General features: G+C 65.9%; 22 protein-coding genes. 11 read left to right on the top strand and 11 right to left on the bottom strand.

Annotation, left to right across the window (positions count from 1 at the left end; all coding sequences use genetic code 11):
• Position 1: 1 nt before the first annotated feature.
• From AC3A46_RS06085 to AC3A46_RS06075, 3 genes are all read right to left on the bottom strand, one after another.
• The gene (locus tag AC3A46_RS06085) at positions 2 to 853 is read right to left on the bottom strand and encodes a carbohydrate ABC transporter permease (protein WP_487664307.1); all 852 of its coding nucleotides are present in this window, start codon (positions 851 to 853) and stop codon (positions 2 to 4) included.
• Positions 854 to 924: 71 nt separating this feature from the next.
• Positions 925 to 2,223 carry an ABC transporter substrate-binding protein gene (locus AC3A46_RS06080; protein ID WP_487664306.1) on the bottom strand — a complete coding sequence of 433 codons (1,299 nt, stop codon included), beginning with the start codon at positions 2,221 to 2,223 and terminating at the stop codon, positions 925 to 927.
• Between the two features lie 109 nt (positions 2,224 to 2,332).
• Positions 2,333 to 2,926 (bottom strand): TetR/AcrR family transcriptional regulator, encoded by a 594-nt coding sequence (locus AC3A46_RS06075; protein WP_487664305.1) that lies wholly within the window; start codon positions 2,924 to 2,926, stop codon positions 2,333 to 2,335.
• A gap of 271 nt (positions 2,927 to 3,197) precedes the next feature.
• Between AC3A46_RS06075 and AC3A46_RS06070 the strand changes: the two genes are divergently transcribed.
• The 5 genes from AC3A46_RS06070 (at position 3,198) to AC3A46_RS06050 (ending at position 6,462) form a co-directional block, all read left to right on the top strand.
• Positions 3,198 to 3,746, top strand: a complete 549-nt coding sequence (locus AC3A46_RS06070) for a LysR family transcriptional regulator (RefSeq protein ID WP_487664304.1) — start codon at positions 3,198 to 3,200, stop codon at positions 3,744 to 3,746.
• Positions 3,747 to 3,786: 40 nt separating this feature from the next.
• Positions 3,787 to 4,047 (top strand): twin-arginine translocase TatA/TatE family subunit, encoded by a 261-nt coding sequence (locus tag AC3A46_RS06065; RefSeq protein WP_487664303.1) that lies wholly within the window; start codon positions 3,787 to 3,789, stop codon positions 4,045 to 4,047.
• Positions 4,048 to 4,050: 3 nt separating this feature from the next.
• A complete protein-coding gene (tatC, locus tag AC3A46_RS06060) occupies positions 4,051 to 4,878 on the top strand; it encodes a twin-arginine translocase subunit TatC (RefSeq protein WP_487664302.1) in 828 nt (275 codons plus the stop codon).
• A gap of 15 nt (positions 4,879 to 4,893) precedes the next feature.
• Positions 4,894 to 5,271 (top strand): twin-arginine translocase TatA/TatE family subunit, encoded by a 378-nt coding sequence (locus AC3A46_RS06055; protein WP_487664301.1) that lies wholly within the window; start codon positions 4,894 to 4,896, stop codon positions 5,269 to 5,271.
• A gap of 168 nt (positions 5,272 to 5,439) precedes the next feature.
• Positions 5,440 to 6,462, top strand: a complete 1,023-nt coding sequence (locus tag AC3A46_RS06050; protein ID WP_487664300.1) for a LacI family DNA-binding transcriptional regulator — start codon at positions 5,440 to 5,442, stop codon at positions 6,460 to 6,462.
• A gap of 15 nt (positions 6,463 to 6,477) precedes the next feature.
• Here the strand turns inward: AC3A46_RS06050 and AC3A46_RS06045 are convergent, their stop codons facing one another.
• Positions 6,478 to 7,992, bottom strand: a complete 1,515-nt coding sequence (locus tag AC3A46_RS06045) for a glycoside hydrolase family 43 protein (protein WP_487664299.1) — start codon at positions 7,990 to 7,992, stop codon at positions 6,478 to 6,480.
• A gap of 127 nt (positions 7,993 to 8,119) precedes the next feature.
• On the opposite strand from AC3A46_RS06045, the gene AC3A46_RS06040 reads away from it, so the two are divergent.
• From AC3A46_RS06040 to AC3A46_RS06020, 5 genes are read left to right on the top strand one after another with little or no spacing between them, the layout of a single operon-like run.
• Positions 8,120 to 9,451 carry an ABC transporter substrate-binding protein gene (locus AC3A46_RS06040; RefSeq protein ID WP_487664298.1) on the top strand — a complete coding sequence of 444 codons (1,332 nt, stop codon included), beginning with the start codon at positions 8,120 to 8,122 and terminating at the stop codon, positions 9,449 to 9,451.
• Positions 9,452 to 9,500: 49 nt separating this feature from the next.
• Positions 9,501 to 10,433, top strand: a complete 933-nt coding sequence (locus tag AC3A46_RS06035) for a carbohydrate ABC transporter permease (RefSeq protein ID WP_487664297.1) — start codon at positions 9,501 to 9,503, stop codon at positions 10,431 to 10,433.
• Positions 10,430 to 11,353, top strand: a complete 924-nt coding sequence (locus tag AC3A46_RS06030) for a carbohydrate ABC transporter permease (protein ID WP_487664296.1) — start codon at positions 10,430 to 10,432, stop codon at positions 11,351 to 11,353. The genes AC3A46_RS06035 and AC3A46_RS06030 overlap by 4 nt, the downstream gene beginning before the upstream one ends.
• The gene (gene yicI / locus AC3A46_RS06025) at positions 11,350 to 13,596 is read left to right on the top strand and encodes an alpha-xylosidase (protein ID WP_487664295.1); all 2,247 of its coding nucleotides are present in this window, start codon (positions 11,350 to 11,352) and stop codon (positions 13,594 to 13,596) included. Before AC3A46_RS06030 ends, yicI begins: the two co-directional genes overlap by 4 nt.
• Positions 13,593 to 15,080: a GH1 family beta-glucosidase gene (locus AC3A46_RS06020; protein ID WP_487664294.1), complete on the top strand. Its 1,488-nt coding sequence runs from the start codon at positions 13,593 to 13,595 to the stop codon at positions 15,078 to 15,080. The genes yicI and AC3A46_RS06020 overlap by 4 nt, the downstream gene beginning before the upstream one ends.
• Positions 15,081 to 15,922: 842 nt before the next feature.
• On the opposite strand, the gene AC3A46_RS06015 is transcribed toward AC3A46_RS06020, so the two are convergent.
• From AC3A46_RS06015 to AC3A46_RS05985, 7 genes are all read right to left on the bottom strand, one after another.
• A complete protein-coding gene (locus AC3A46_RS06015; protein WP_487664293.1) occupies positions 15,923 to 16,462 on the bottom strand; it encodes a LacI family DNA-binding transcriptional regulator in 540 nt (179 codons plus the stop codon).
• Positions 16,463 to 16,474: 12 nt separating this feature from the next.
• On the bottom strand, positions 16,475 to 17,377 hold the full coding sequence (locus AC3A46_RS06010) for a TolB family protein (protein WP_487664292.1): 903 nt from the start codon (positions 17,375 to 17,377) through the stop codon (positions 16,475 to 16,477).
• 28 nt (positions 17,378 to 17,405) lie between these two features.
• On the bottom strand, positions 17,406 to 18,530 hold the full coding sequence (locus AC3A46_RS06005; RefSeq protein WP_487664291.1) for a Gfo/Idh/MocA family protein: 1,125 nt from the start codon (positions 18,528 to 18,530) through the stop codon (positions 17,406 to 17,408).
• Positions 18,527 to 19,354, bottom strand: coding sequence for a sugar phosphate isomerase/epimerase family protein (locus AC3A46_RS06000; RefSeq protein ID WP_487664290.1), 828 nt, complete (start codon positions 19,352 to 19,354; stop codon positions 18,527 to 18,529). The genes AC3A46_RS06005 and AC3A46_RS06000 overlap by 4 nt, the downstream gene beginning before the upstream one ends.
• Before the next feature lie 44 nt (positions 19,355 to 19,398).
• A complete protein-coding gene (locus tag AC3A46_RS05995; protein ID WP_487664289.1) occupies positions 19,399 to 19,770 on the bottom strand; it encodes a tautomerase family protein in 372 nt (123 codons plus the stop codon).
• Positions 19,771 to 19,834: 64 nt separating this feature from the next.
• Entirely contained in the window at positions 19,835 to 20,824 is a 990-nt protein-coding gene (locus AC3A46_RS05990; protein WP_487664288.1) for an aldo/keto reductase, read from the bottom strand.
• Positions 20,825 to 20,853: 29 nt separating this feature from the next.
• Positions 20,854 to 22,122, bottom strand: a complete 1,269-nt coding sequence (locus AC3A46_RS05985; protein WP_487664287.1) for an ROK family transcriptional regulator — start codon at positions 22,120 to 22,122, stop codon at positions 20,854 to 20,856.
• A gap of 145 nt (positions 22,123 to 22,267) precedes the next feature.
• On the opposite strand from AC3A46_RS05985, the gene AC3A46_RS05980 reads away from it, so the two are divergent.
• Complete coding sequence (locus AC3A46_RS05980; RefSeq protein WP_487664286.1) at positions 22,268 to 23,590, top strand: ABC transporter substrate-binding protein; 1,323 nt, start codon at positions 22,268 to 22,270, stop codon at positions 23,588 to 23,590.
• The last annotated feature ends 96 nt before the right edge of the window (positions 23,591 to 23,686 follow it).

Here is a 23,686-nt window from a genome sequence, read left to right as displayed (position 1 = left end):
GTTAGTGCGCCCTCCTGATGAGCCGGTAGAGGACGATAGAAAGGGTGACGAGCGCGAGTGACATGAGAATGCTCACAGCGATTCCGGGACCCGTGAAGAACTCGCGGAAGACGAGGAGGTACGAAAGCACGGGAAGCGTCGTGGTGGCACCCGCCGGACCACCTCCGGTGAGCAAGTACACCGAGCCGAAATCATTCACCGTGAAGATCGTCATCAGGAGCATGCTCACGTACGTCGGCTTCGCGATCAGGGGCCACGTGATGGAGATGAACTTTCGGAAGGATCCCGCGCCGTCCATCGTCGCAGCCTCATACAGTTCGCGATCGATCGCCTCGAGGGCCGCAGCCGACATGAGCATCATGAAGGGGTAGGCGATCCACACCCGAAAGATACACAAGGTGACGAGCGCCAAGGTCGGATCGGCGATGAAGAGCACTTCGCCCGCCCCGAGCCACCGGGCGATCGTCCGCGCTGGGCTCGAGGGGGTAGATACGAGCCATTGCCACGTTGCCGCGGAAACGACGACCGGAACCACCCACGGCAGCAGGAGAAAGACGCGGAGCACCTTTGCGCCTGGCAGCCCGGCCTTGAAGGTCAAGGCAAGGCAGAGCCCGAGGAGGGCGCTGCCGAGCACGCCGGCCGCGGTGAAGATGAGCGTCACCCGGGTCGCATCCCAGAAACGTTCGTCCTGAAGCACTCGAACGTAGTTCTGGGCACCGACGAAGTCGCCCTGTTGGAGAAGGTTTCCATCGTGAACCGACTGCCCGACGGCGAAGAGCAGTGGGTAGAGGTTGAGAAACACCAGCAACACAAGGGAAGGTGCGAGCAGCGCCGTCATCGTCAAGTCCGGCATCCGCCTCCGTCGTCGGATCGCTGTGCTGCGCCTGGCGACCTCGCGCACGGTCGGAGGTGCCGACAGAGTACTCAGGATTCCTCCTTGACCTGCTCGAGCGCGCGCTGGAGGGGCTCGCAGAGCTCGCGGGCCGTACCGCCGCCTTGGGCAACCTTCTGCGCCCATTCGGTCAGGGCCGGGCTGGCGTCGTAGCGCGCGGTCGCCGACGTGTAGACGGTCCCGAACTCCGACGTTGCGTTCTCACCGTAGAGTGTGCCCGCACGGTAGATGAACGGCGATGACTCTTCGATCGAGGCGGTGATCGACTTTCGCAGCGGAACGAGCTGGGTCACCCCCTGGTCCCAATACTCCTGGATCGCCGTCAAGTACCAGTCGACGAAGTCTTCGCTCGCCTTCTGACTGGGAGTGTTCGTGTACATCATGATCGACTGCACCGAGCCGCTGCATGCGTTGCTTCCGCTCGGACCGCTGATCGGTGGCATGATGTCGAAATCTTCGAGCGTCGCATCATCGACGAAGCCGTACGCGCCTGCATTCAGCACGGAGAGCGCCACGCTGCCGCGCCCGATCTCCGAGTAGAGGTTGTCCGAGGTGTACCCGACCATATCGGGGCGGATGATGCCGTCCTTCGCAAGGCTCAGGAGGAATTCGGTTCCCTCGAGGAACGCGTCACTGAGGCAGTTCACGTTGCCATCGCCGTCGATCACAGGTGCATCGTTGCTCAGAAGCACCGCAGTGAACTGCTTGTAGTTAAACGCGCCCGGCGTCGGAGCGACTCCGAAGCCGCTGATTCCTGCGGCCTTCAGCTTGAGCCCTACGCTGCGCAGTTCATCCCAGTCGGTCGGCGCTGCGACGCCGACAGACTCCAGCAGCGATGGCCGATACCAGTAGGCCAGCATGTCGTATGCCCACGGCATAGCGACGAGCACACCCTTGTACTTCAGGATGTCGAACACGCCGGGCTGGAAGTCATCCAACGTACCGTCGCGCTCGTACCGGGCATAGAGATCATCTGCGGGCGCGATCTGACCCTGGTCGTAGAACTGGTACGGCTGAGTGGACGCCCCCGAGCTGACCGCGGGACCGGTGCCGGATGCGATGGCGGAGCTGAACGTCTGGTACCAGCTTCCCCAGTCGACGGACTGGTAGGCGGCGCCAAAGGATCCTGACGCGGACTTGTATCCGTTGACGAGAGCGGTGCCAGCTGCCACATAGGCCGGCGGGCCCCACACGGTGTCCCAGAACTTGATCGTGCCGGAGCTTTCGGATTCCCCGCCGCCTCGTCCGGGCGCGCAAGCCGTCAGCAGTCCGAGTCCCGCCAGGGCTGTGCCGCCGATCAGCACCGCGCGCCGTGAAATCTCGTGCGTCATTCTTGTACTCCAATCATCGTTGATGGGTCGCGGAAGACGTCGCGCACATGAGCGCGACGAACCGACCCTCAGTGGTTTGTCCTGAGGTCTTGTGAGGTCGTTCCGGGCCTTAGCGCCCGATGGCAGAAATCTTCGCGATATACCTGTCGTACGCAGCGAGCATGTCGAGAGCCGGGTTCAGCAACCACTGCAGCTGTAAACCGTCGAGAAATGCGACCAACTCCTCCGCGGTACTCTGCGGGTCGATACTCACATCCAGCTCGCCATCGAGTCTTGCAATGAGGAGGTTCGAGGCGAAGAGATCGATTGTCTGCTTGTACCTCTCGACGAAGAAGTCGTGAGCCGGGTGTGCGGGGTCGGTTGCTTCCGCACTCATCGTCACGAACAGCGCGACGGCGCCCGGGGTCTCGCTGTTCCGCACGACGATGGCGCGGAGGTGGTCGAACAGACCAATGCCCTGGACCGATGGGGCAATGACGTTCAATCGCTCACGGTAGGCGAGCACTTCGAAGAGGAGATTCTCCTTGCTGCCGAAGTGATGCAGTATGCCCGCCTGCGTGAGACCCACGGTTTCCGCGATCTCCCTCAGCGACCCACCACGAAACCCGCGAGTGGCGAACACCTCCCACGCAGATTGGATCACGGCTTCGCGACGCTCTTCAGTGCCCGCGTAGCGCTTTCGCTTGGTCAGGTCGGTCGACATGTTGACAACAGTAGGAGAGTCTGAACGAGATGTCTACCGACCATTTAGTTTTCGTCAATCATCAGCCCCGTCAGCCGGAGGCTGCATCGCTCCAGCGGTTCACTATTCGGCGTGACGCCGCCAGATTGAAACTACTTGACAACCCCGCGCTGGTGTGATTGAGATATCTAGCACCCATTCAGCATTTGTGAGGTGGGTCCAGCTGTACGTACGCGTGGTTCCTTGCACACCCAGCCCACGGGCAACCGGCTCATAGAGGACCGGGAGAGAAATGATCACACTCGATGTTGCGCAGACTCTGATTGAGGTCGTTGCATCAAGCTCCATCACGCAAGCTGCACGCACGCGCGGATACAGCGCCGCCGCAGTGTCGCGTCAGATGTCGGAGTTGCAGCGCCGGCTTGGAGTGCCTTTGTTCGAGCGGGATGGACGGCGAATCCGGCCATTGCCGACCGCCATCACGCTTGCGGATCGCGCGAGCGCGATGGTCGCAGAAGCAAACGCATTCGACGACTACGTTCGTACCCTCTCCCCCGTACCGAGCACCGGCACACGTCCAGGCTCGGCGGTCGGCGGCGCGTTCGTCTCTCGGGACGGTATGCGACAGAGCGGCGGTCACCCGACCGGACCGGGGGGCCGCTCGTCCCGTCGGTCGGGAACCGCAGATGCTGCGTCCACGATGCAGGACATTGCCGATCGCGTAGGTGTCACCCGACAGCTCGTTTCCATGGTCCTGCGCGGCCTTCCCGGCCCGAGCGCTCTGACGCGTCAACGCGTATGGGTGGCGGCGCGCGAGTTGGGCTATCGGCAGTTGACCTGAGACAGCTCAGAACACATAAGCGATTCGAAGGAGACTCGAAATGGGAAATCTCACTGGTTGGCACGCACTAATCCTTCTGGCCGTGATCTTGCTGCTCTTCGGCGCGGCAAAGCTGCCGGCCCTGGCGAGGAGCTTCGGCCAATCCGCACGCATCTTCAAGAATGAGATCAAGCCTGCGGACGGCGGTGGCACCAACGCCGTGTCGGCCGACGCTCGTCCGTCAGCAGCCGTCGCCGCTCCCGCGCAGGGCACAACCTCGAACGCGAAGACGACCGACGCACCACGACCGACAGAGGCATGAGCCGTGGCAGTCGGAAGATCGGCGGCGTCGTCGGTTGCCGACAGGGACAAGCATCCGACGCGCCCATCCCGTCGCGGACAACTGCCACTTCTCGGGCACCTCACCGAGCTCCGCAAGCGCCTCACCATCTGCGCCGCCGCGATCATGATCGGCATGATCGCGGCATTCATCTTCACCGAACCGGTCATCACATTGCTGACGGAGCCGATCCGCAGAATTGATGCCAGCGCCAACGTCGACGTCGCCGCGCTGAACTTCGATTCCGTCACGTCCGCGTTCGACCTCCGCCTCCGAATGTCGTTCGTGATCGGACTAGTGGCTGCCGCTCCGATCTGGATAGCGCAGGTCTGGCTCTTCCTCGTACCCGCCCTCCACCCGCGAGAACGTCGGTACGCAATCGGATTCCTCGCGAGTGCGATTCCCCTGTTCTTCATCGGATGCGCCGTCGGACTCGTGATCACGCCGCACGCGATCGAGATGATGTCAACCTTCGTGCCCTCCGGCGGCGCGATGTTCTTCCAGGCTTCCCTCTATTACGACTTCGTGCTGAAACTCGTCTTCGTCGTAGGCATCGCGTTCGTCCTGCCGGTACTCCTTGTACTGCTCGACCTCGTTGGCGTCGTCGATTCTCGAAGCATCTTGAAGGGCTGGCGGATCGCGGTCGTGATCGCCGCCGCCTTCGCCGGCGTCGCTACGCCTGCAGCGGACGTGATCTCGATGTTCCTGCTCGCGGCCATCCTCGTGGTCTTGTACTTCGCTGCGGTGGGCGTGTCATTCCTGTTCGATCGTCGGCGAACCAAGCTCCACGCCGCATTCGAGTCGAATCCTTGACATCGAGGGAGAGCAATGTACTTCGGACTCACCATCGAGAAGGTGGCACTTCTAGCCGTCGTGGCCGGAGTGATCATCGGCCCCGATCGACTGCCCTCCTACGCGCGAAGGCTGGCCGAACTCGTCAAGTCGGTCCGCGGCTTCGTCAAGACAGCCTCCAGTCGGGTCCGCGAGGAGATGGGCGATGACTTCGATCACGTGGACTGGCAGAAGCTCGACCCACGGCAATATGATCCGCGCAGGATCATCCGCAGTGCCCTCCTCGAGGATTCCGCACCACCCCCCACGCCAGCCCCGGCCAAGACGGACACTGACAGCGGAACGACCCCATCGCAGCCGGCGCCGCCTACATCCCATCCGGGCGGTGTGAATGTACCGGAGCGGAGTCCGTGACGACTAAACTCGCGTCGGTTCGAACGCAGGCCTCAGCTACGCGACCACCGATGCCTGCCCGCACGCTGCTGAACGAGTGTTGCAAGGGCGGCGCGAGGTGGCCGGCCGGTGAGTCGCCTGACGTGAAGGCGTTAGTGTTCTCGCATCGTCGATTCAGGAGAGCAGAGTGTGAGCAGCCCCACCGGTGCCAAGCGGCCGAGCATGATCGATGTAGCTCGGGCGGCAGGGGTCGCCCATGTCACGGTCAGCAGAGTGCTCAATGAACCCGCGACTGTTCGGCCTCAGACACGCGAGAAGGTCCTCGCCGCCATCGATGCTCTCGGGTATCGCCGCAACGACGTCGCGCGGGCGCTGAAGAGCGGTCGCTCGACGACAATCGGCGTGGTGATTGCCGGCTCGGAGCTGTTCGAGCTGCCCCGGGTGCTGCGCGGCGTCGAGGAAGCTGCCCAGGATGCCGGGTACTGGGTGAACCTCGCGAGCTGGCAGGGTGGGTCGATCGAGCACCTGACCTCGGCGGTGGACAGACTTGCCGACCAGGGGGTGGCAGGCGTAACGGTCATCGCAGATCGCCCGGTCGCGGCGACGGCGCTGGAGCAGATGGCCAGCCGTATCCCGGTCTCGGTGGTGATGTCGGGCGACGTCCGCAATCCGGCGATCGGCTCCGTCGAGCTTGATCAGGAGCTCGGTGCGCGTAAGGCTACCGAGCATCTCCTCCGCTTCGGGCATCGCAGAATCGCGCACATCACGGGTCGGTTGGGCGTGTACGACGCACGGGCTCGGCTCGCCGGGTGGCAGACAGCGATGATCGATGCAGGGCTCGAGGCGAACGACCACGTCGAGGGTGATTTCACCGCGGCGTCCGGATTCTCGCGCGGGCGCGAACTGCTCGAACGCGCGGACCGCCCGACGGCAATCTTCGCAGGCAACGATCAGATGGCGATCGGCGTGTACTCGGCGGCATCCGATCTGGGGCTCTCGGTGCCGCATGACGTGTCTGTTGTGGGGTTCGACGACATGGCGGGCGCCGACTTCCTGACCCCGGCGCTGACGACGGTGCGGCAGGATTTCGTGGCGCTGGGGCGCACCGCGATCGAGGTGCTGCTGGCCGAGGTCGCGGGCGACCCGGCGAGACACCACCTCATTCCCACCTCGCTTGTCGAGCGGGCCAGCGTGGCGGCACCGTCGCGCTGAGGGAGAGGGTGCCAGTCAAACTCGTAGCGTCGCTGCGGGTTCCTGCGCACTGGCACGGCGGTGCTGGACGCGGCGGAAGGTCACCGGTGCTGCGCCCGGCGATCCGGCGTGACTGACACCGATCAGTACGCCCGTGAAGCCGCCGGCGGTCTCCGTGCTGAGTGCGACGTGTGGAAGTTCCGCGATCGGCTCGAACCCGATGGGGCCATCGATCCCGAGCGCGTACGACGTGCGCTCTCCGCGGATCGTCAGCCGCACCTCGCCTGACACCCGGCGACGCCCCAGTTCCCGCACCACCCCGTCGGCAGTGGCCGATGCGACCGCGACGAACCCGGTGTCGTCACGCTCCACTGCCAGCTGAGCGAAATGCCGACAGTTCTGGAACGCGACCACTCCCGGACGAGTGGTCGAGAGTGAGGCGGTGTCGAGGCTCGCAGTGAACTCGAAAGCGTGCGCGACCTGGCGTTGCGCCAGGAATGCCGGGCGCCCGGTCGCTGCCTCCGGTCCCTTCCCGGCGTCGAGCGTCACGGCGTCATCTCGCAGGATCGCCCCGATCGGGCCGCGGATACTGACCCACTCTGTGTCGATGTGCGATTGATCGGTGTCGGCGCGGGTGCTGGCGGCCGGTGCGAGCCCGACCGTGCCGAGGCCCGGCGCGAAGACGGGACCTGCGGCCGACCATTCCACAGGCGTGAGGAACGTCTCGCGCCCGAGCACGTGATGGCCATCGACCGGGCGCACCCCCAGAACCACGCTCCACGAGGCGCCGTCGGGAGTGTCGACGATGTCGGCGTGACCGACGTTCTGGACCGCCACGTCGGCGCCGAGGTGGCGGTGCGTGAGCAACGGGCTTCGCGGGTCGGTACGGTACGGGCCGCGGACGTCGGTCGCCCGGGCCGCGGTGACTGCGTGATTGCGTTCGGTGCCGCCCTCCGCGCCGATCAGCGTGTACACCCCGTCGTGCTTGTAGATATGTGGCGCCTCGCACCATTGTCCGGAGATCGCGCCATGCCAGAGGATCGTCGTCGGGCCGACGAGTGTGAGTGTGGCGGTGTCGAACTCTCGGAGGTAGATTTCGGCGGGACCCGTCGCCGCCACGTTCTGGGTGTCGCGGGCGGCGGTGAACCAGCACCGCCCGTCGTCGTCGAAGAACAGGGATGGATCTATCCCGTTCGCCTGCTCGAGGACCCGCGAGGTCCACGGCCCGCGGGGGTCCTGCGAGGTGCACACGTAGGTCTCGGCGCCGGTACGACCGCGCGCCATCGCGAACACGACGTAGAAGGTGCCGTCGTGCTCGCGGAGCGTGGGTGCCCAGACGGCATCGGCGTGGTCGAGGTCGTCGATGTCGATCCAGGAATCGTTCACGAGGACGTGCCCCACCAGCTCCCAGTGGATGAGGTCGGTGCTGCGGTGGATCGGGATGCCGGGGTGCAAGGCGAAGGTGGACGTTGCGACGAAGTACTCGTCGCCGACGCGGCAGATCGACGGGTCGGGATAGCACCCGGCAAGGATCGGGTTGGTGTCAAGCATCGGTGCTCCTCAGCCGGGCGAGATCAAGAGTTGACGAATGGCAACGTTTCCATCACTATAGACCCTGCTACCGAAAAGCTCGCAGGCAGATGGGATGCTCCACCTGTCGCATCGAAGGGGATGTCCAATGAACACACACAGCGAACGGCGACGCGGAGCACGCTTTGTGCGGGCTGCCGCCGTCGGCACTGTTGCACTGACCGCGCTGGCACTTGCCGGCTGCGCCTCGGGCGCTTCGGGCGACGAGGGCGGAGATGTCACTCTCCAGTTCTGGACCTGGTCGCTGAAGGAAGCCGACCCGGCCGCCCAGGCGATCATCGACCAGTACGAGGCCGAGAACCCCGGCGTCACCATCGAGCTCTCCGAGGTGGGAGGCACGCCGGAGACCTCGTCCAAGCTGCTCGCGGCCGACCGGGCGAACGACGTTCCAGACATCGTGCAGGTCGAGTATCGGGCGATCCCCTCGCTGGTCACCGCGGGAGTCATCAAGGACGTCACCGATCTGCTCGCTGCGGAGGACACGAACGTCGCGGACAACGTGTGGGCGCTCACCACTCTTGACGGTCAGCGCTACGGCGTGCCGCAGGATCTCGGCCCGATGATGCTCACCTATCGCGCCGACCTTTTCGAGCAGTACGGCGTCGAGCCGCCACAGACCTGGGCAGACTACGCCGCAGCCGCAGAGACGATCCACGCGCAGAACCCGGAGGCTTACCTCGCGAGCTTCTCGGCCACGCAGTTCGAGTTCTTCGCGGCGCAGGCCGCTCAGGCCGGCGCCGAATGGTGGTCGACCGACGGCGACGCGTGGTCGGTGGGCATCGACGGCGACGCGTCGCTGGAGACCGCCGACTACTGGCAAGACCTCGTCGACCGTGACCTGCTGAGCGTAGAGCCGCTCCTCACACCGGAGTGGAACGCCAAGGTCAACGACGGGCGCATCCTGAGTTGGGCGGCTGCAGCCTGGGCCCCCAGCGTGATCTACTCTGTCGCGCCTGACACTGCCGACAAGTGGGCATCCATCCCGCTGCCGCAATGGACGGAAGGCGATTCCGCCGTCCCCTTCCTGGGTGGATCGGCGTACCTCGTGCCGGAGAAGTCGGCGCACGCCGAGGCGGCGGCGAAGTTCGCCGCCTGGCTCGGCGCGAGCGACGAAGGGTCGGAGCTTCTGCTGACCCTCGACCTCTACCCGGCGGGAACCGCCGGCCGGGAAGCCACCCTCGAGAACGAGCCGCCGGCGCTGATGCCCGACCAGGCCGACTTCTGGCAGGTCGCGTACGACGTCGTCGACGACACGACCATTCCCATCACATGGGGCCCGAACGTGAACGTCGCCACGAGCAAGTTCAGCGACGCGCTGAGCGAGGCGGCGCTGAACGGCGGATCCTTCCGGGATGTCTACACCATGACCCAAGAAGTCGTGGTCGCCGACCTCGAGAAGTCCGGCTACACGGTCGAGTGATTCGCCGTGGGGGCGTGCCCGGCACGCTCCCACGGTCGAAGGAGAAATAATGTCTGCTCACACAGCGCCCGCCCGGCGGCGCAGCATCCGCGGTCGCGCGGTTGTGCCTTGGATGTTCGCGGCCCCGGCCGTCGTCCTGTTCGTGTTGTTTCTGGTGATCCCGATCGTCTACGCGATCTACCTCAGCTTCCGCGGAACATCGGTAACGGGCGGCGGTGCGTTCGGCCGCCGGGTCGAAGGATTCACCGGCTTCGCGAACTACGTCACCGCCGTTACAGATCCGCAGTTTCTGAACGGCTTTGGAAACGTTGCCATATATGGTGTGATCGCAATTCCCAGCGTTCTCGGGCTGGCGCTCCTGTTTGCCCTCCTGCTCGATGCACCGCGGTCGCGGTCGCGACGCTTCTCCCGGACTGCGATCTTCGTGCCGTATGCGGTCCCCGGGGTGATCGCGAGCCTGCTCTGGGGCTTCATCTACCTGCCCAGCACGAGCCCGATCAGCTACATCTCCCGCGAACTCGGGGGGAGCAGCATCCCATTCTTCGACTATCCGATCCTGTACTTCTCCATCGCGAACATCGCGCTGTGGACCGGTGTCGGGTTCAACATGATCATCATCTACACGTCGCTGCGCGCGATCCCGACCGAGATCTACGAGGCAGCGAGGATCGACGGCGCGAGTGAGATGACGATCGCGCTGCGCATCAAGATCCCCTTGGTGATCCCCGCGATCGTCCTGACCGGGCTGTTCTCCGTCATCGGCACTCTGCAGCTCTACAGCGAGCCGGCGACGCTGCGACCGCTGGCCAACACGATCACCACGACCTGGGTTCCGCTGATGTGGATCTACCAGGAAGCGTTCGTCAACGACAACCTCGGCGTGGCGTCGGCCGCGTCCGTAATGCTCGCCGTTCTGACGCTCGCGCTGTCGCTCGTCATCCTGCGCTTCTTCCAGCGCCGCACGTTCGGAGAGGCCGAATGAGCACGCAGATGCCCACCCGCGAACGCACGCACGAGAAGCCGTCGCGTGCCAAGCAGTTGCCCGCGCACCATGCGCGGGGACGTCGCCGTGGCCGCGGATTCTCGCCGCTGGCCACGACGGTGCTGCTGGTCGGAGCCGTCTACTGCCTCGTTCCCGTCCTGTGGGTGGTGATGGCGGCATCCAAGACCCCCAGCGAGTTGTTCACGACCTTCTCCTTCTTCCCAGGAACGGGTTTCGTCGACAACTTCGTCGCGCTCGCCACCTACGGCGGGGGCATCTACTGGCGTTGGGCGCTCAACAGCCTCCTGTACGCGGGGGTGGGCGCTCTGCTCTCGACCATCGTCTCGGCGATGGCGGGCTACGCGCTGGCAAAGTTCCGGTTCCGGGGCAGCGGAATCCTGTTCGGTGCGATCCTCGCGGGCGTGCTCGTCCCGGGCATCATCCTGGCCGTGCCTCAGTACCTACTGCTTGCGAGCGTCGGGCTCGCCGGAACCTATTGGTCCGTACTTCTGCCGTGCATCATCAACCCGTTCGGCATCTTCCTATGCCGCGTGTTCGCGCAGGCGGCGATCCCCACTGAGACGCTCGAAGCCGCGCGCATCGACGGAGCCGGCGAGATCCGCATCTTCGGGACAATCGTGCTCCCGATGATGATGCAGGGTCTCGTCACGGTGTTCCTGCTGCAGTTCGTGGGAATCTGGAACAACTTCCTGCTGCCGTTCATCATGCTCTCCGACCAGGATTACTACCCGCTCACGCTCGGCCTCTACACGTTCCTGTCGCGCGGCGCCGGCGACAGCGACCTCTACCCGCTGGTGATCATGGGATCCGCCGTCTCGGTGATCCCGCTGATCCTGCTCGTCATGTACCTGCAGCGATTCTGGCGGGCCGACCTGCTGGCCGGCGGTCTGAAGGGATGAAGTTCACCGACGGATTCTGGCAGCTTCGCCCGGGCGTGGAGGCTGTTTACGCACAGGAGGCGTACCACATGCTGCGCACCTCCCGCACACGCGACGGCGACGGCATCACGGTCACCGCGCCGACACGGCAGGTCACTCGGCGAGGGGACACCCTGAACACGCCAGTGCTGAGCGTCACCCTCTCAACGCCGGCGGACGGCGTGATCCGGGTACGCATCGTCCACCATAACGGCGGTACCTCGCAGCCGGGATTCCCGCTCCCGGCCCATGTGCCCACGACGCCCACGATCCACATGACCGATGCCGAGGGCACCCTCACTACTGGACCCCTTGCCGCGCGCATCGCGGCCGGCGCACCATGGAATCTGCAATTCGAGGTCGACGGGCAGCGGGTCACGGGGAGCGGCGCCAAAGCGCAGGCCTACGTGCGAGTCGCGGCGGATGCGGACGTGGATGACGGGATCGTCACCGCCGGCCCAGTGGCGGCATCCGGCTCCTACCTCCATGAGCAGCTGGAGCTGGGCGTGGGCGAGCTCGTCTACGGGCTGGGCGAACGATTCGGACCGCTCGTGAAAAACGGGCAGACCGTCGACATCTGGAACGCCGACGGCGGCACCTCCAGCGAGCAGGCGTACAAGAACGTGCCGTTCTACCTCACCAACCGCGGGTACGGCGTGCTGGTCAACGACCCCGGACACGTCTCGTTCGAGGTCGGCTCGGAGTCCGTCGAGCGCGTCCAGTTCTCCGTCGAGGGCGAGGTGCTGGAGTACTTCGTCTTCGCAGGACCCGAGCCGAAGGACGTGATCGCGCGGTACACCGCGCTGACCGGTCGGGCTCCCGTCGTGCCGGCGTGGTCGTACGGGCTCTGGCTGTCGACGTCGTTCACGACCGACTACGACGAAGCGACCGTGACCTCGTTCATCGACGAGATGGCCGCCCGCGAGCTGCCGGTCTCGGTCTTCCACTTCGACTGCTTCTGGATGCGCGAGTTCAACTGGTGCGACTTCGAGTGGGACCCGCAGGTCTTTCCCGACCCGGAAGGCATGCTCGCACGCCTGCACGACAAGGATCTCCGGGTGTGCGTGTGGATCAACCCCTACATCGCGCAGCGCTCGCCACTGTTCGCGGAAGCCGTCGCGCAGGGGTTCCTGGTCAGGCGGGCGGACGGCTCGGTGTGGCAGTGGGACATGTGGCAGGCAGGGATGGGTCTGGTGGACTTCACCAATCCCGACGCAACCGCGTGGTTCCAATCGAAGCTGCGGCGCCTCGTCGACCAGGGCGTGGATGCTTTCAAGACGGACTTCGGCGAGCGGATCCCGCTCGACGTCGTGTACTTCGACGGGTCCGAGCCCGACCGCATGCACAACCTGTACACCCAGCTGTACAACAAGGCGGTGCACGACGTCCTCGTCGAGTCCCGCGGCGCCCGCGACGCGGTGGTCTTCGCGCGCTCGGCGACCACTGGCGGCCAGTCGATGCCGGTGCATTGGGGCGGCGACAGCACGTCCAGCTTCGCGTCGATGGCGGAGACGCTGCGCGGCGGGCTCTCTCTCGCGCTGAGCGGCTTCGCGTTCTGGAGCCACGACATCGGGGGATTCGAGGGCACCCCGGACGTCGACGTCTACAAGCGCTGGACGGCGTTCGGGCTGCTGGGCAGCCACTCCCGCTTCCACGGCTCAAGGTCCTACCGTGTTCCGTGGATGTTCGACGAGGAGGCCGTCGACGTCACGCGCCGGTTCACCCAGCTGAAGATGCGGCTCATGCCGTACCTGTACCAGGTGGGGCTGGACGTAGTGACGACGGGCGCTCCTGTCATGCGCCCCATGCAGCTGGAGTTCCCCGGCAACCCTGCGGTCGACCACCTCGACCGGCAGTACATGCTCGGACCCGATATCCTCGTCGCGCCCGTCATGTCGGCATCGGGTGAGGCCACCTTCTATCTGCCGCCGGGGTCATGGACCCACCTGCTCACGGGCGAGGTCGTTGAGGGCGATGCATGGCGCACCGAGCGCCACGGCTTCGACAGCCTGCCGGTTTATGTGCGCCCCGGAACGGTGCTTCCGTGGGGCGCGCGCAACGACCGTCCCGACTACGACTACCTCGACGGTCTCATGTTCCGCGTCTTCCCGGGCGGGGAAGGCGTCGCCGCCGTGAAGGTCACCACACCCGACAACCGCAGCAAGACCTTCCGCATCGATCGGTCCCACGTGACCGAGACCGCCCCCGGCAAGGAGATCGCATGACCTCGACCCGCCCCGACTACCGCGACACCGGGCGGTTGTTCCCCGCAGACTTCGTGTTCGGCTCGGCCACGGCTTCGTACCAGATCGAAGGCGGGTTCGACGAGGACGGCCGCGGCCCGTCGATCTGGGACACGTTCAGCAAGACTCCGGGCAAAGTGTGGAACGGCGACACCGGGGACATCGCCTGCGACCACTACCACCGCTGGGAGTCCGACCTCGACCTGATGAAGGAGCTGGGACTCGACGCCTACCGCTTCTCGATCGCCTGGCCGCGAATCTTGCCGACGGGGCGCGGCGCGGTGAACCAGGCCGGGCTGGACTTCTACTCGCGCCTCATCGACGGGCTGCTCGCCCGCGGCATCCGTCCCATCGCGACGCTCTACCACTGGGATCTACCACAGCCTCTGGAGGATGCCGGCGGCTGGCCAGCGCGCGCGACCGCAGAGGCGTTCGCCGATTATGCAGAGGTCGTCGGGCGGGCCCTCGGGGACCGCGTGCACACGTGGACGACCCTCAACGAGCCATGGTGCTCGGCCTACCTCGGGTACGGCCAGGGCGGGCACGCACCGGGGCGTCATGAGCCGGCCGGCGCGCTCGCGGCGGTCCACCACCTCAATCTCGCCCACGGCCTGGGCGTCCAGGCACTGCGGGCGACGTCCACCGGCGATCCCGAGTACTCGGTCACGCTCAACTTCCACGTGCTACGGGGGCAGGGCGATGGCGCTCCGGAGGCGATGCGCCGCATCGACGCCCTCGCCAACCGGGCGTTCACGGGTCCTCTGCTGCGCGGCGAATACCCGGCCGACCTGCTGGCCGACACCGCCGAGGTCACCGACTGGTCGTTCGTGAGGGGCAGTGATCTCGCCGATATCCACCAGCCGATCGACGTACTCGGCGTCAACTACTACTCCACCGCAACCGTGCGCCTGTGGGACGGGATCTCACCGAAGCAGCAGAACGACGGGCACAAGGGCGCGGAGGGCGGCACGGCCTGGCCGGGAAGCGACCGGGTCGTGGAGTTCGTCGAGCAGCCCGGGCCCTACACCGAGATGGGCTGGAACATCGCCCCGGAGGGACTGGAGGAGCTCCTGCTATCGCTGAGCGAGCAGTTCCCCGGGCAGGCCCTCATGGTCACCGAGAACGGTGCGGCGTTCGACGACGTCGTGAGCCCCGACGGGGCGGTGCACGATCCTCTGCGGCTGGACTACCTCCAGCGTCATTTCGCCGCCGCTCACCGGGCCATGAGTCGTGGCGCGGATCTGCGTGGGTACTTCGTGTGGTCCTTGATGGATAACTTCGAATGGGGCTACGGATATGCGAAGCGGTTCGGCATCGTCCGCATCGACTTCGACACGCTTCAGCGCACGATCAAAGAGAGCGGTCGCTGGTACCAGGACCTGATGCGCACCCACGCGATCCCCAGTGTCGAAGACCACGCATGGTCGAAGCCTTCCGCCACGGAACGACTCGAGCAGCTCTCCTGAGTCGGACGAGACCTCAAGACACCGCGGCGCAGAACTGTCCGTTTGAGGTCCCCGATCGTGCGCGGGTCGACTGCGAACGATTGATCGGGTCGTCAGTGTCGCCCGACCACTCGTTGATATGCCGAGACACGCCAGATTGCCTCGTAGCCGCCAGTACCCACCCGTTCGGCGTAGGCCACCAGGCGAGCTGCGTCGTGTTCGTCCGCTTGGTGTCGCACAGGGGTGATCCCGAGCCGTCCGCCACACCTGCGGCGGCCGCGGTCGGTTCCGACAGCGATAGCGGCAGCGCGCTCGCCTCCACCGGCCTCGGCGTGAGCCTTGGCGGAGTTCCGCTGATCGCTGGGATCGCGGTGGCCGCCGGCTTGGTGATGCGCGCGCGGCGAGCGCGACAGGGACGCACCCTCACACCTGGGTGACTAGCCGCGAGACGCTTCGTAGCTCCGTGGCCCTGCCCCGACCGCAACGTTCGCGCGGTGGGGGCAGGGAGCCGAGCCGAAGGTCCGCTCCAGAGCCGACTCCCCGCACGGCGGCACTGCGCGTCGCCCAGCGCCTCAATGAGTCATCCGATCCACCCGCGTACGGCCCGCGCGTTCGCCGGTGCCGTCCCGAGTCGGTCACACTCCCCTGCTTCTTCGATGATCCTTCTCCCGAACACCGCGACACGGGCAGCATGCCGGGGTGCGAAAGTGCGGACAGATCCAAGTCAGTCGATCACCGTCATTCGATCCGTCGAGCACGGCCAGGGGCACCCGGTGGCCCAGTGTTCGCCCGTCGTTTTCGCCTCTCTTATCCGTCGTCGATAGAGGCGAGCCGCTGGATGCCTGGCAGCCAAACTCCCTCCGCTACGTCCCGCCCGATTCCGCCCACATCCCTGAGATGCAGCGGATGACGTGATGGCGTCGGGAGCCGAGTCCGAGCGAGTCCAAGGGCAGTTGTCGGAGATCCATCTCTCGCCGTACCTCGGTAGAGGGTTCGCCGAGAACGAGGAGGCCGGCAATAGGGCCAGTACGAAGTCGCCCAGAGGCATCGCGACTGGGGCCAATCCACACGACGCATCCGTTCCGGTCGGATACGCATTCTGCGACGAGCTCGAGCAGGGCTAGCACACGATGCGGACTCTCGGCGATTAACCGCGGTTCCGGAAGGACGCCGATGGTGATCGTCTGTCTCGTCCGTAAGGCCCGGGCCAAGGGATTCGGCCCCATATAGAGGAGCTCTTCGGCCGCGCGGATAACCTTCGCGCGGGTCGACGCAGAGACGTGCGGTGCGCCGTTCAAGGCCGCGGACGCGGTCGAGGCCGCGACGCCGGCGAGTTCTGCTACATCTGACAGACGCGGGCGTGCGGGCACACGCTTTCGCTGCGTCTCGAGTGAGACCGGCATAGGCGGGCGCTCTCACCGAACCGGATAGTCGACGTACGCGAACGCGGTGCTGTCCGGGGACCAGCTGTTCACGTTCAAGGTTCCCTGGCCCCCGAACATGCTGACCACGTCCCGCGGTTCGCCGCCGTCGGCGGGGATGAGCCTCAGCAGTACGTCGACGTCGGCAGGGTGGCTGACGGTGCCAGGGGCGTAGCTGATGTAGAGGGCCCACTTGCCGGTCGGGTCGAGGTGCGGGAACCAGTTGACCCGATCGTCGAAGGTGAGCTGCTCGCGCTGCCCTCCTTCCGCAGGCATCCTAAAGATCTGCGAGTGGCCCTCCACCGTGGCTTCCTCTTCGGAGTTGTAGTAGAGCCACTTCCCGTCAGGCGAGTACTCGGGTCCGTCAAATGGCACAAGACCTTCACTGAGGTAGCGATCGGGGCCGCCGACTGCGGGAATCGTCGCGAGGTTGCGGCGGCCCCGAGCGTCATCTCCCTCCGGTTCGACGGCGACGTAGGCGAGTGTCTGCGAATCCGGCGACAAGCCATGCAGCCAATACGTGTACCCCCGTTCTGCGGGATAGTCGTTGGAGATCTTCGTGGGCTCGCCACCGCCGATCGGAACGCTGTACAGGTGACCGGCGGCGCTGAAGTAGATAGTCTCACCGTCCCCGGACAGGACATGGTCGTTGTTGACACGGTCGATGCTTCCGGTGTCGACCCGGCGCATCTCCCCACCCTCGACCGGTACGGTGAACAGTCCGCCCTGGCTGTTCACAACGAGGGTGCGTCCGTCCGGCGTCCAGTTCGGTGCTTCGACCACGACGGATGCCTCGAGCACCACCCGATCCGTCCCATCGGTGAGGTCGTGGATCATGACCCTCGATGTCTGTCCGGGCTGGAGGTCGCTTCTTCCCGGGCTGCGTCCGATGATCATTTCTCGTCTCCTTGGTTTTGCTTGTCGGTCACAGGGTCCGCGCGAACGGGTCGAAGTCGACGGGCACGGGCGGCACTGGTGGCACCGAGCTGTTCACCGTGATGAAGGTGCCGGTGCGTGCGGATTCGTCCGCGGCGAGCAGGACCTCTAGAACGTGACGCCCGACCTCACCGGTCGCGATGTGCGGGCGCCCTTCCGCGATCGCCCTCACCATCTCCAGCAGTCCGAGCCCACGACCGGTGACGGCGCCTTCCTGCTCGACTTCGATCCATGGCTGCTCGTACGACACACCGTCGCGCAGCACGCCGAGCGGTTTCACATAAGCCGTGCGGCCGGTGAAGGTGTTCGGGTCGGGGATCACGAGGGAGCCCTCGGTGCCGTGGATCTCGACGACGCCGTGTCGCTCCAGCGCAGAGTCGAAGCTCAGCGTGCTGTGCGCCTGCTGGCCCGACTCGAAGACGGTAAGTGCCTGGAGGGTGGTCGGCACCTCGACGGGGAATCGCGCACCGGCGTTCGGACCGGTGTGGACCTCGCGCTCCGTGCGGGCTTTCATACCCACCGCCGCGACACGATCTACCGGGCCGAGCAGGCTCACAAGGGCTGTGACGTAGTACGGGCCCATATCGAACAGTGGCCCGGCACCCTGCGTAAAGAGGAACTGAGGGCCGGGATGCCACAGATCCGGGCCCTGCGTTTGGAACGAGGTCTCGGCGAACAGCGGTGTTCCGATGAGCCCACTTGAAATGGCGCGCTTCGCCGTCTGTAGCCCGGGACCGAGAACAGTGTCGGGTGCGGAGCCCACGCGGATTCCGGCTGCATCGGCGGCCCTGAGCAGTCCGTCGACGCCATCGAGTTCGAGACCGATCGGCTTCTCGGTCCACACGTGCTTGCCGGCCTCGATGGCCGCCATCGAGACGTCGATGTGCGCCGCGGGGATCGTGAGATTGACCACGACCTGCACCTCTGGATCCGCCAGGACGTCCTCCGCACTCCCCCACCGCGGAACATCGTGCTTGTCAGCCTGAGCGCGGGCACGGTCGACGTTCACGTCGCCGACGTTGACGACCTCCACGTCCGGGAACGACCTCAGGTTCTCCAGGTAGGTGTCGCTGATCACACCGCAGCCGATGATGCCGACGCTCACCGCGCTCACTGGACGAACCCGCCGTCCTTCAGGTACGCGAGGCTCGCCGCGACATCCTCGAAGACGTCACCGGGGGGATTGTCGTACTCGATCACCGCGAAGCCGATGGACCCCGAGCCGGCCTCGAGCGCCGCTGCCAGCGGAACGTCGCCGTCGCCCGCGTGCCTCTGATCCAGGGAATCCGACGAGAACGCCGGAGCGTCGGGAGCGAACGGATTGCTCGCCGGTACGACGCCGTCCTTGACGTGCACGGCGACGAGGCGCGAGCCGAGCCTCGACACGAGCTCGGGCACATCCTGGCCACCCGCGAGCGCCCAGAACAGGTCGAGCTCGATCTCAACGCGCTCGTCGGTGAGTTCCACGAATCGCTCGTACGCGCTCTGGCCGTCAAATGATGCGATGAACTCCTGCGCGTGGTTGTGATAGCCGACCCTGAGGCCGAAGCCCGCTGCGACCTCCGCTGCACGGTTGAGCCGCTCGGCGATGTCGGTGACGCCGTCGAGCGTCAGCCATCGGTCCGCTGTGACGAACGGGTCGATGACGGTTCCGATCCCGATCTTCGCTGCCGCCTCGAAGACGACCTCGGGTGCGGGAGTCGGGATCGAACCGTCAGGAGTCCAGAGCTCATCCGAGAGCAGCGGCGCGTGCCCGGTCGGCGATGCGAGCCCCGCGCCATCGAGGGCTCGGCGGATCTCTTCGGGGCGACGGACGAAGTCGAACGCCTCGATGTTCTCGAGTCCGAGGGCGGCCAGCTTCTCCAGCGAACCGTTCGGGTCGGCGGTGAATTCGGTCGCCAGCGAGTAGAGCTGGACGGATGCAGCGGGCAGGGCCATGGGGGTGTTCTTTCGTGTATCTCGGGCGGGCGGCTGTTCGAGGGTCATTCGACACCCGCGAATCCGGGCGAATACCAGTCCCCCGCTGGTACCTCGATCACGTGGAGGAGAAGGTTGTTCCGCGGAATCCCGACGGCCTCGAGCTCATCGGCGATCGCCGTGAGGGCTTTGCGCTTCGTCGCTGTCGAGGCGTAGCCGATGCCTGCGAGGATCTCGATGAAGATGATGTCCTCCCGCTCCGGCTCCGGATACGCGGTGCCGAAGACGAGTTCGCCCTTCTCGTGCAGGCGGAAGATCTGGAAGAGGTCGGTGGCGGGCATGTCGAAGCCCTTCACCATCCCTTCCAGGAGGGCGGCGCTCAGCTCGGGTAGGCGGTCGCGGTAGGTGCTGTGCAGGTCGACGCGCGCGTGGGGCATGGTGGTACTCCTTCGTATTGGTGGGTGTGACCGTCGACACGATGCGATCGACGGGTCGGTGGAATCAGCGGTCGGCGTCGACCCAATGCTCGGGCGCGGGCCGGAGGGCGTCGATGCGAGTCCAGAAGTCCTCAGGGATGCTGCTCGATGCGGCGTCCAGCGTCGACGTGATGCGCTCAGGTCGACTCATCCCGATCAGGGTGCAATCGACCAGTGGCTCGCGCATCGACGCTTGGATCGCTGCGGCGCCGAGTTCGATGCCGTACTCATCGCACAGGTCGACCATCGCCGAGATGGCGCGGAGGAGCACCGAAGAGACGGGGCGGTAGGCATAGGTGTCGCGCCCGGAGCGAGGAGCGGCGAGGATGCCCCCTCCGAACACTGCGGCGTTGAACACCGCCATCCCGCGGGACTTCGCGTCGGTGACGACGCGCTCCGCGCTGCGGTCGACGAGGGTGAGGCGGTTGTGGACGAGGAGCGCATCGAAGACACCCAGGTCCACGTAGCGCTGCATGGTCGGCGCGTGCCCCCCTGCGACTCCGATCGACCCGATCACCCCGGCGGACTTGAGCTCGAGGAGGGTTTCGACCGCACCGCCCGACCCCGCGATCTCCGCGAAGTCGAAGAACTCGGGATCGTGCAGGTGCACCAAGGGGAAGAAGTCCATGCCCAGCCGTTCGGCGCTCTCTTCGATCGAGCGCCGAACGCGATCGCCGGAGTAGTCACGGCCGCGGGCATCGACTTTCGTCACGACGAGGGTGTCGGTACTGCCGGTGTTCCTGATCGCCGCACCGATGCGCCGCTCGCTCTCGCCGTCGTTGTAGTTGTTCGACGTGTCGATCACCGCGATGGGACTGCGGAGGACTCCCTCGACCAGTTCCACGGCCCGATCCTTGGGCACCTCGTAGCCGAGCACCTCGGGCATGCTCGACAACGGCGCTCCGCCGAGTCCCAGCGCCGAGACTGTCAGTCCTGTGCCACCGGCCGGACGGAGCCATCGCGCCCCTCCCGGGGCGTACGGCGGCGCGAAAGTCGTGTGATCCTCGGGGGTCATGGCATCTCCTTGGTCAGCGCTTCCAGTTGTCATCCGACGGCGCTGGTTTCGGTCGGCGACTGGGATCCGGCCCGATCCCGCCGCATCGCTCCCAGTTGCTGGTGGATGACGAGGGTCGCGGCCCCGACGGCCGCGGCGTCTCGGCCGGACTCCGCGACACGCACCTCGGTGGGGTGTACGTTGCGTGCGAAGGCACGTGTGCGGAGCTCTTCGCGAACGGTGTCGGCGAACAACTCCCCCGCGTGGTCGAGCGCCGGCCCGGTGAGGACGATCCGCTCGAGATCGAGGATGTTCGTCACCGAGATCAGGGCGACGGCGAGCATCCGCGCCGCAGCGACGATCGCCGCCTGGGCGCCGTCGTCGCCGCTTGACGCTGCGATGGCGATGCATTCGTAGTCCGCCCACACGGCGTCGGGCTCGCCGGACAGCGACAGTCGAGCGGTGAGGACATCATCAGTGAGCGCGCCGGCAACGATGTTGCTCGGCGACGCGTAGAGCTCGAGGCACCCACGGCTGCCGCACGGGCACTCGCGACCGTGCGCGTCGACGATGACATGGCCGAGTTCGCCCACGTTCGATGTCGCGCCGCGATAGACATCGCCGCCGGTGACGAGTCCGAAGCCGATGCCCGCCGCGACGGTGACGACCGCCAGATCGCGGGCGGTGGGTGCACGGCTGATCCAGAACTCGCCGAGCGCGCCGCATGTGGAGTCGTTCTCGACCGAGACCCACATGCCGGTCGCGTCGGCGAAGTCGCTCTGGATGGCATGCCAGGCCCACTCTGCCCAGTCATCCGGATGCGTGCTCTGCTGGTACTTATTGATCTCCTGGCGTCCGGGGACGGCGATGCCGATTCCGAGAAGCGTGTCCCGCTTCACCTTGGCGGCCGTGAGGAGCGCGTCGATCGTGGTCAGCGCCTCCGCGATCACCTCGGCGCGGGTGCGGTGCACCATCCCGCCGGCCGATTCACTCTGTGCCACGACGCGACCGGAGAGGTCGGTGAGGACGTAGCGCGTGCGGTAGTTGCTGAGGTAGATGCCGACCGCGTGGCGGGCAGCCCGGTTCAGCTGCAGGAGCGTGGGTCGTTTTCCGCCAGTGGACGTGCCTCGCCCGGTCTCGGCGACCACCCCGTCGGCGATCAGCAGCTTGACGATCCGGGAGATCGACGCCTCGGTGAGTCCGGACTGAGCCGCGAGCTGCACGCGGCTGATGATCCCGGCGGACCGGATCAGATCCAGAACTGCGCCGCTGTTGTCATGCACCGCCATCGGTGACACCTCCATGTGTTCGTCATCCATGAGAACTTCGTTACGTACTGTATCTAAGTTTTGATTTTCGTGCTAGCTTTCCGATGCGGCGACAACCTGCCGCCAAATCTCAGAGGTGAGAAAGAAGGAGACGATGTTGTTTCACAGCATGGGAGGCCGCTCAACGAAGCGGCTCATGGCCGCCGCGGTTTTCGCCGGGACGGCGGCGCTCGTCCTGACTGGGTGCAGCGGTGGCGGGGGCGCCGCCCAGACGGGATCTGCGACCGAGGGATCCATCACGTGGTGGGGGTGGACGCCTGACACCAGCGTGGGCGAGGCGTATATCGCCGCCTTCAACGAGGAGTACCCCGACATCGAGGTCACCTACCGCAACTTCGAGAACGGCGATTACAAGGCGGCGCTCCGCGCCGGCCTGCAGTCGAACTCGGGCCCTGACGTCTTCGACATCGCCCTCGGCGGCGACGTGGCGGACTTCGCGACGTTCGGCGACTTCGGTCTCGACCTCCGCCCCGCGCTCGAAGAGCAACTCGGCAAGGACTGGGAGGATGCCTTCACCTTCTCGAACGACGGACTGACCCGCGAAGACGGCGCGGTCGCCGGCGTGTCGATGGGCGGCGTGGCCGCCGGCATGCTCTGGATCAACCAGACCATGTTCGACGATCTGGGCGTGACCGTTCCCACGACCTACGACGAGTGGGTCGCCGCGTGCGACACCTTCCGCGAAGCCGGCAAGGACTGCCTGGCGATGGGCGCACAGGGCGGCAGCGGCTTCACCACGGAGACCTGGCGCACGATCGTCAACAGCATCGAGCCCGGACTCTGGTACTCGGCACTCGAGGGTGACGCATCGTGGGACGAGCCCGCGTTCCAGGAAGGGCTGGAAGTGCTCCAGTCGATGAAGGAAGACGGCATCATCCGCGACGACGTCACGGGCCTGGCGCAGTACCCCGATGCCAACAACGCCTTCCTCTCTGAGCAGGCCGCGATGGTGCAGATGGGCACCTGGTACGCCCAGTATTCACGCGAGCAGAGCGCCGTCGCATCGATGGAGGCCGCCGGTGTGAGCAATCCCACACCGTTCGTCCAGCTGGCGGTCCCGTTCCCGGCCGTGGGCGGAAACACGCCGGAGATGTTCGGTGAACTCGACTACGGTCTCGCGGTAAACGCACGCTCCGACAGCACCGCCGCCGCCACCACCTTCGCACTGTGGCTCACCACTACCGAAGAGGGTGGGCAGCAGATCGCCAATGCGATCGACCTGATCCCCGGTCTCAAGGGCGTCGAACCCCAGTGGGACGAGCTCGGCCTCGTCGACCCGGACGTGCAGATCCCCGCGATCCAGCAGCTGTACGCGGACGCCGCGGAGATCACCGAGACCCGGAACACGCTGGTCACCCCTGCCCTCTCGCAGGCTCTCGACGCCGCCGTGGTGTCGGTGCTCGAGGGAAGCACGTCCCCTGCCGACGCCATCGCAACGCTCGTGGCGAGCCAAGGCTGACCACCCTCGCGAGAGGAAGGACGGACATGACTGACATGCTCACCAAAGGCGGTGCTGAGGCATCCGTTCCTTCGAGCGGTGCAGGGGCGCGATCGC

The organism is Microbacterium sp. Soil_C_42, assembly GCF_057656735.1.
This window is presented reverse-complemented; position numbering and strand designations above follow the sequence as displayed.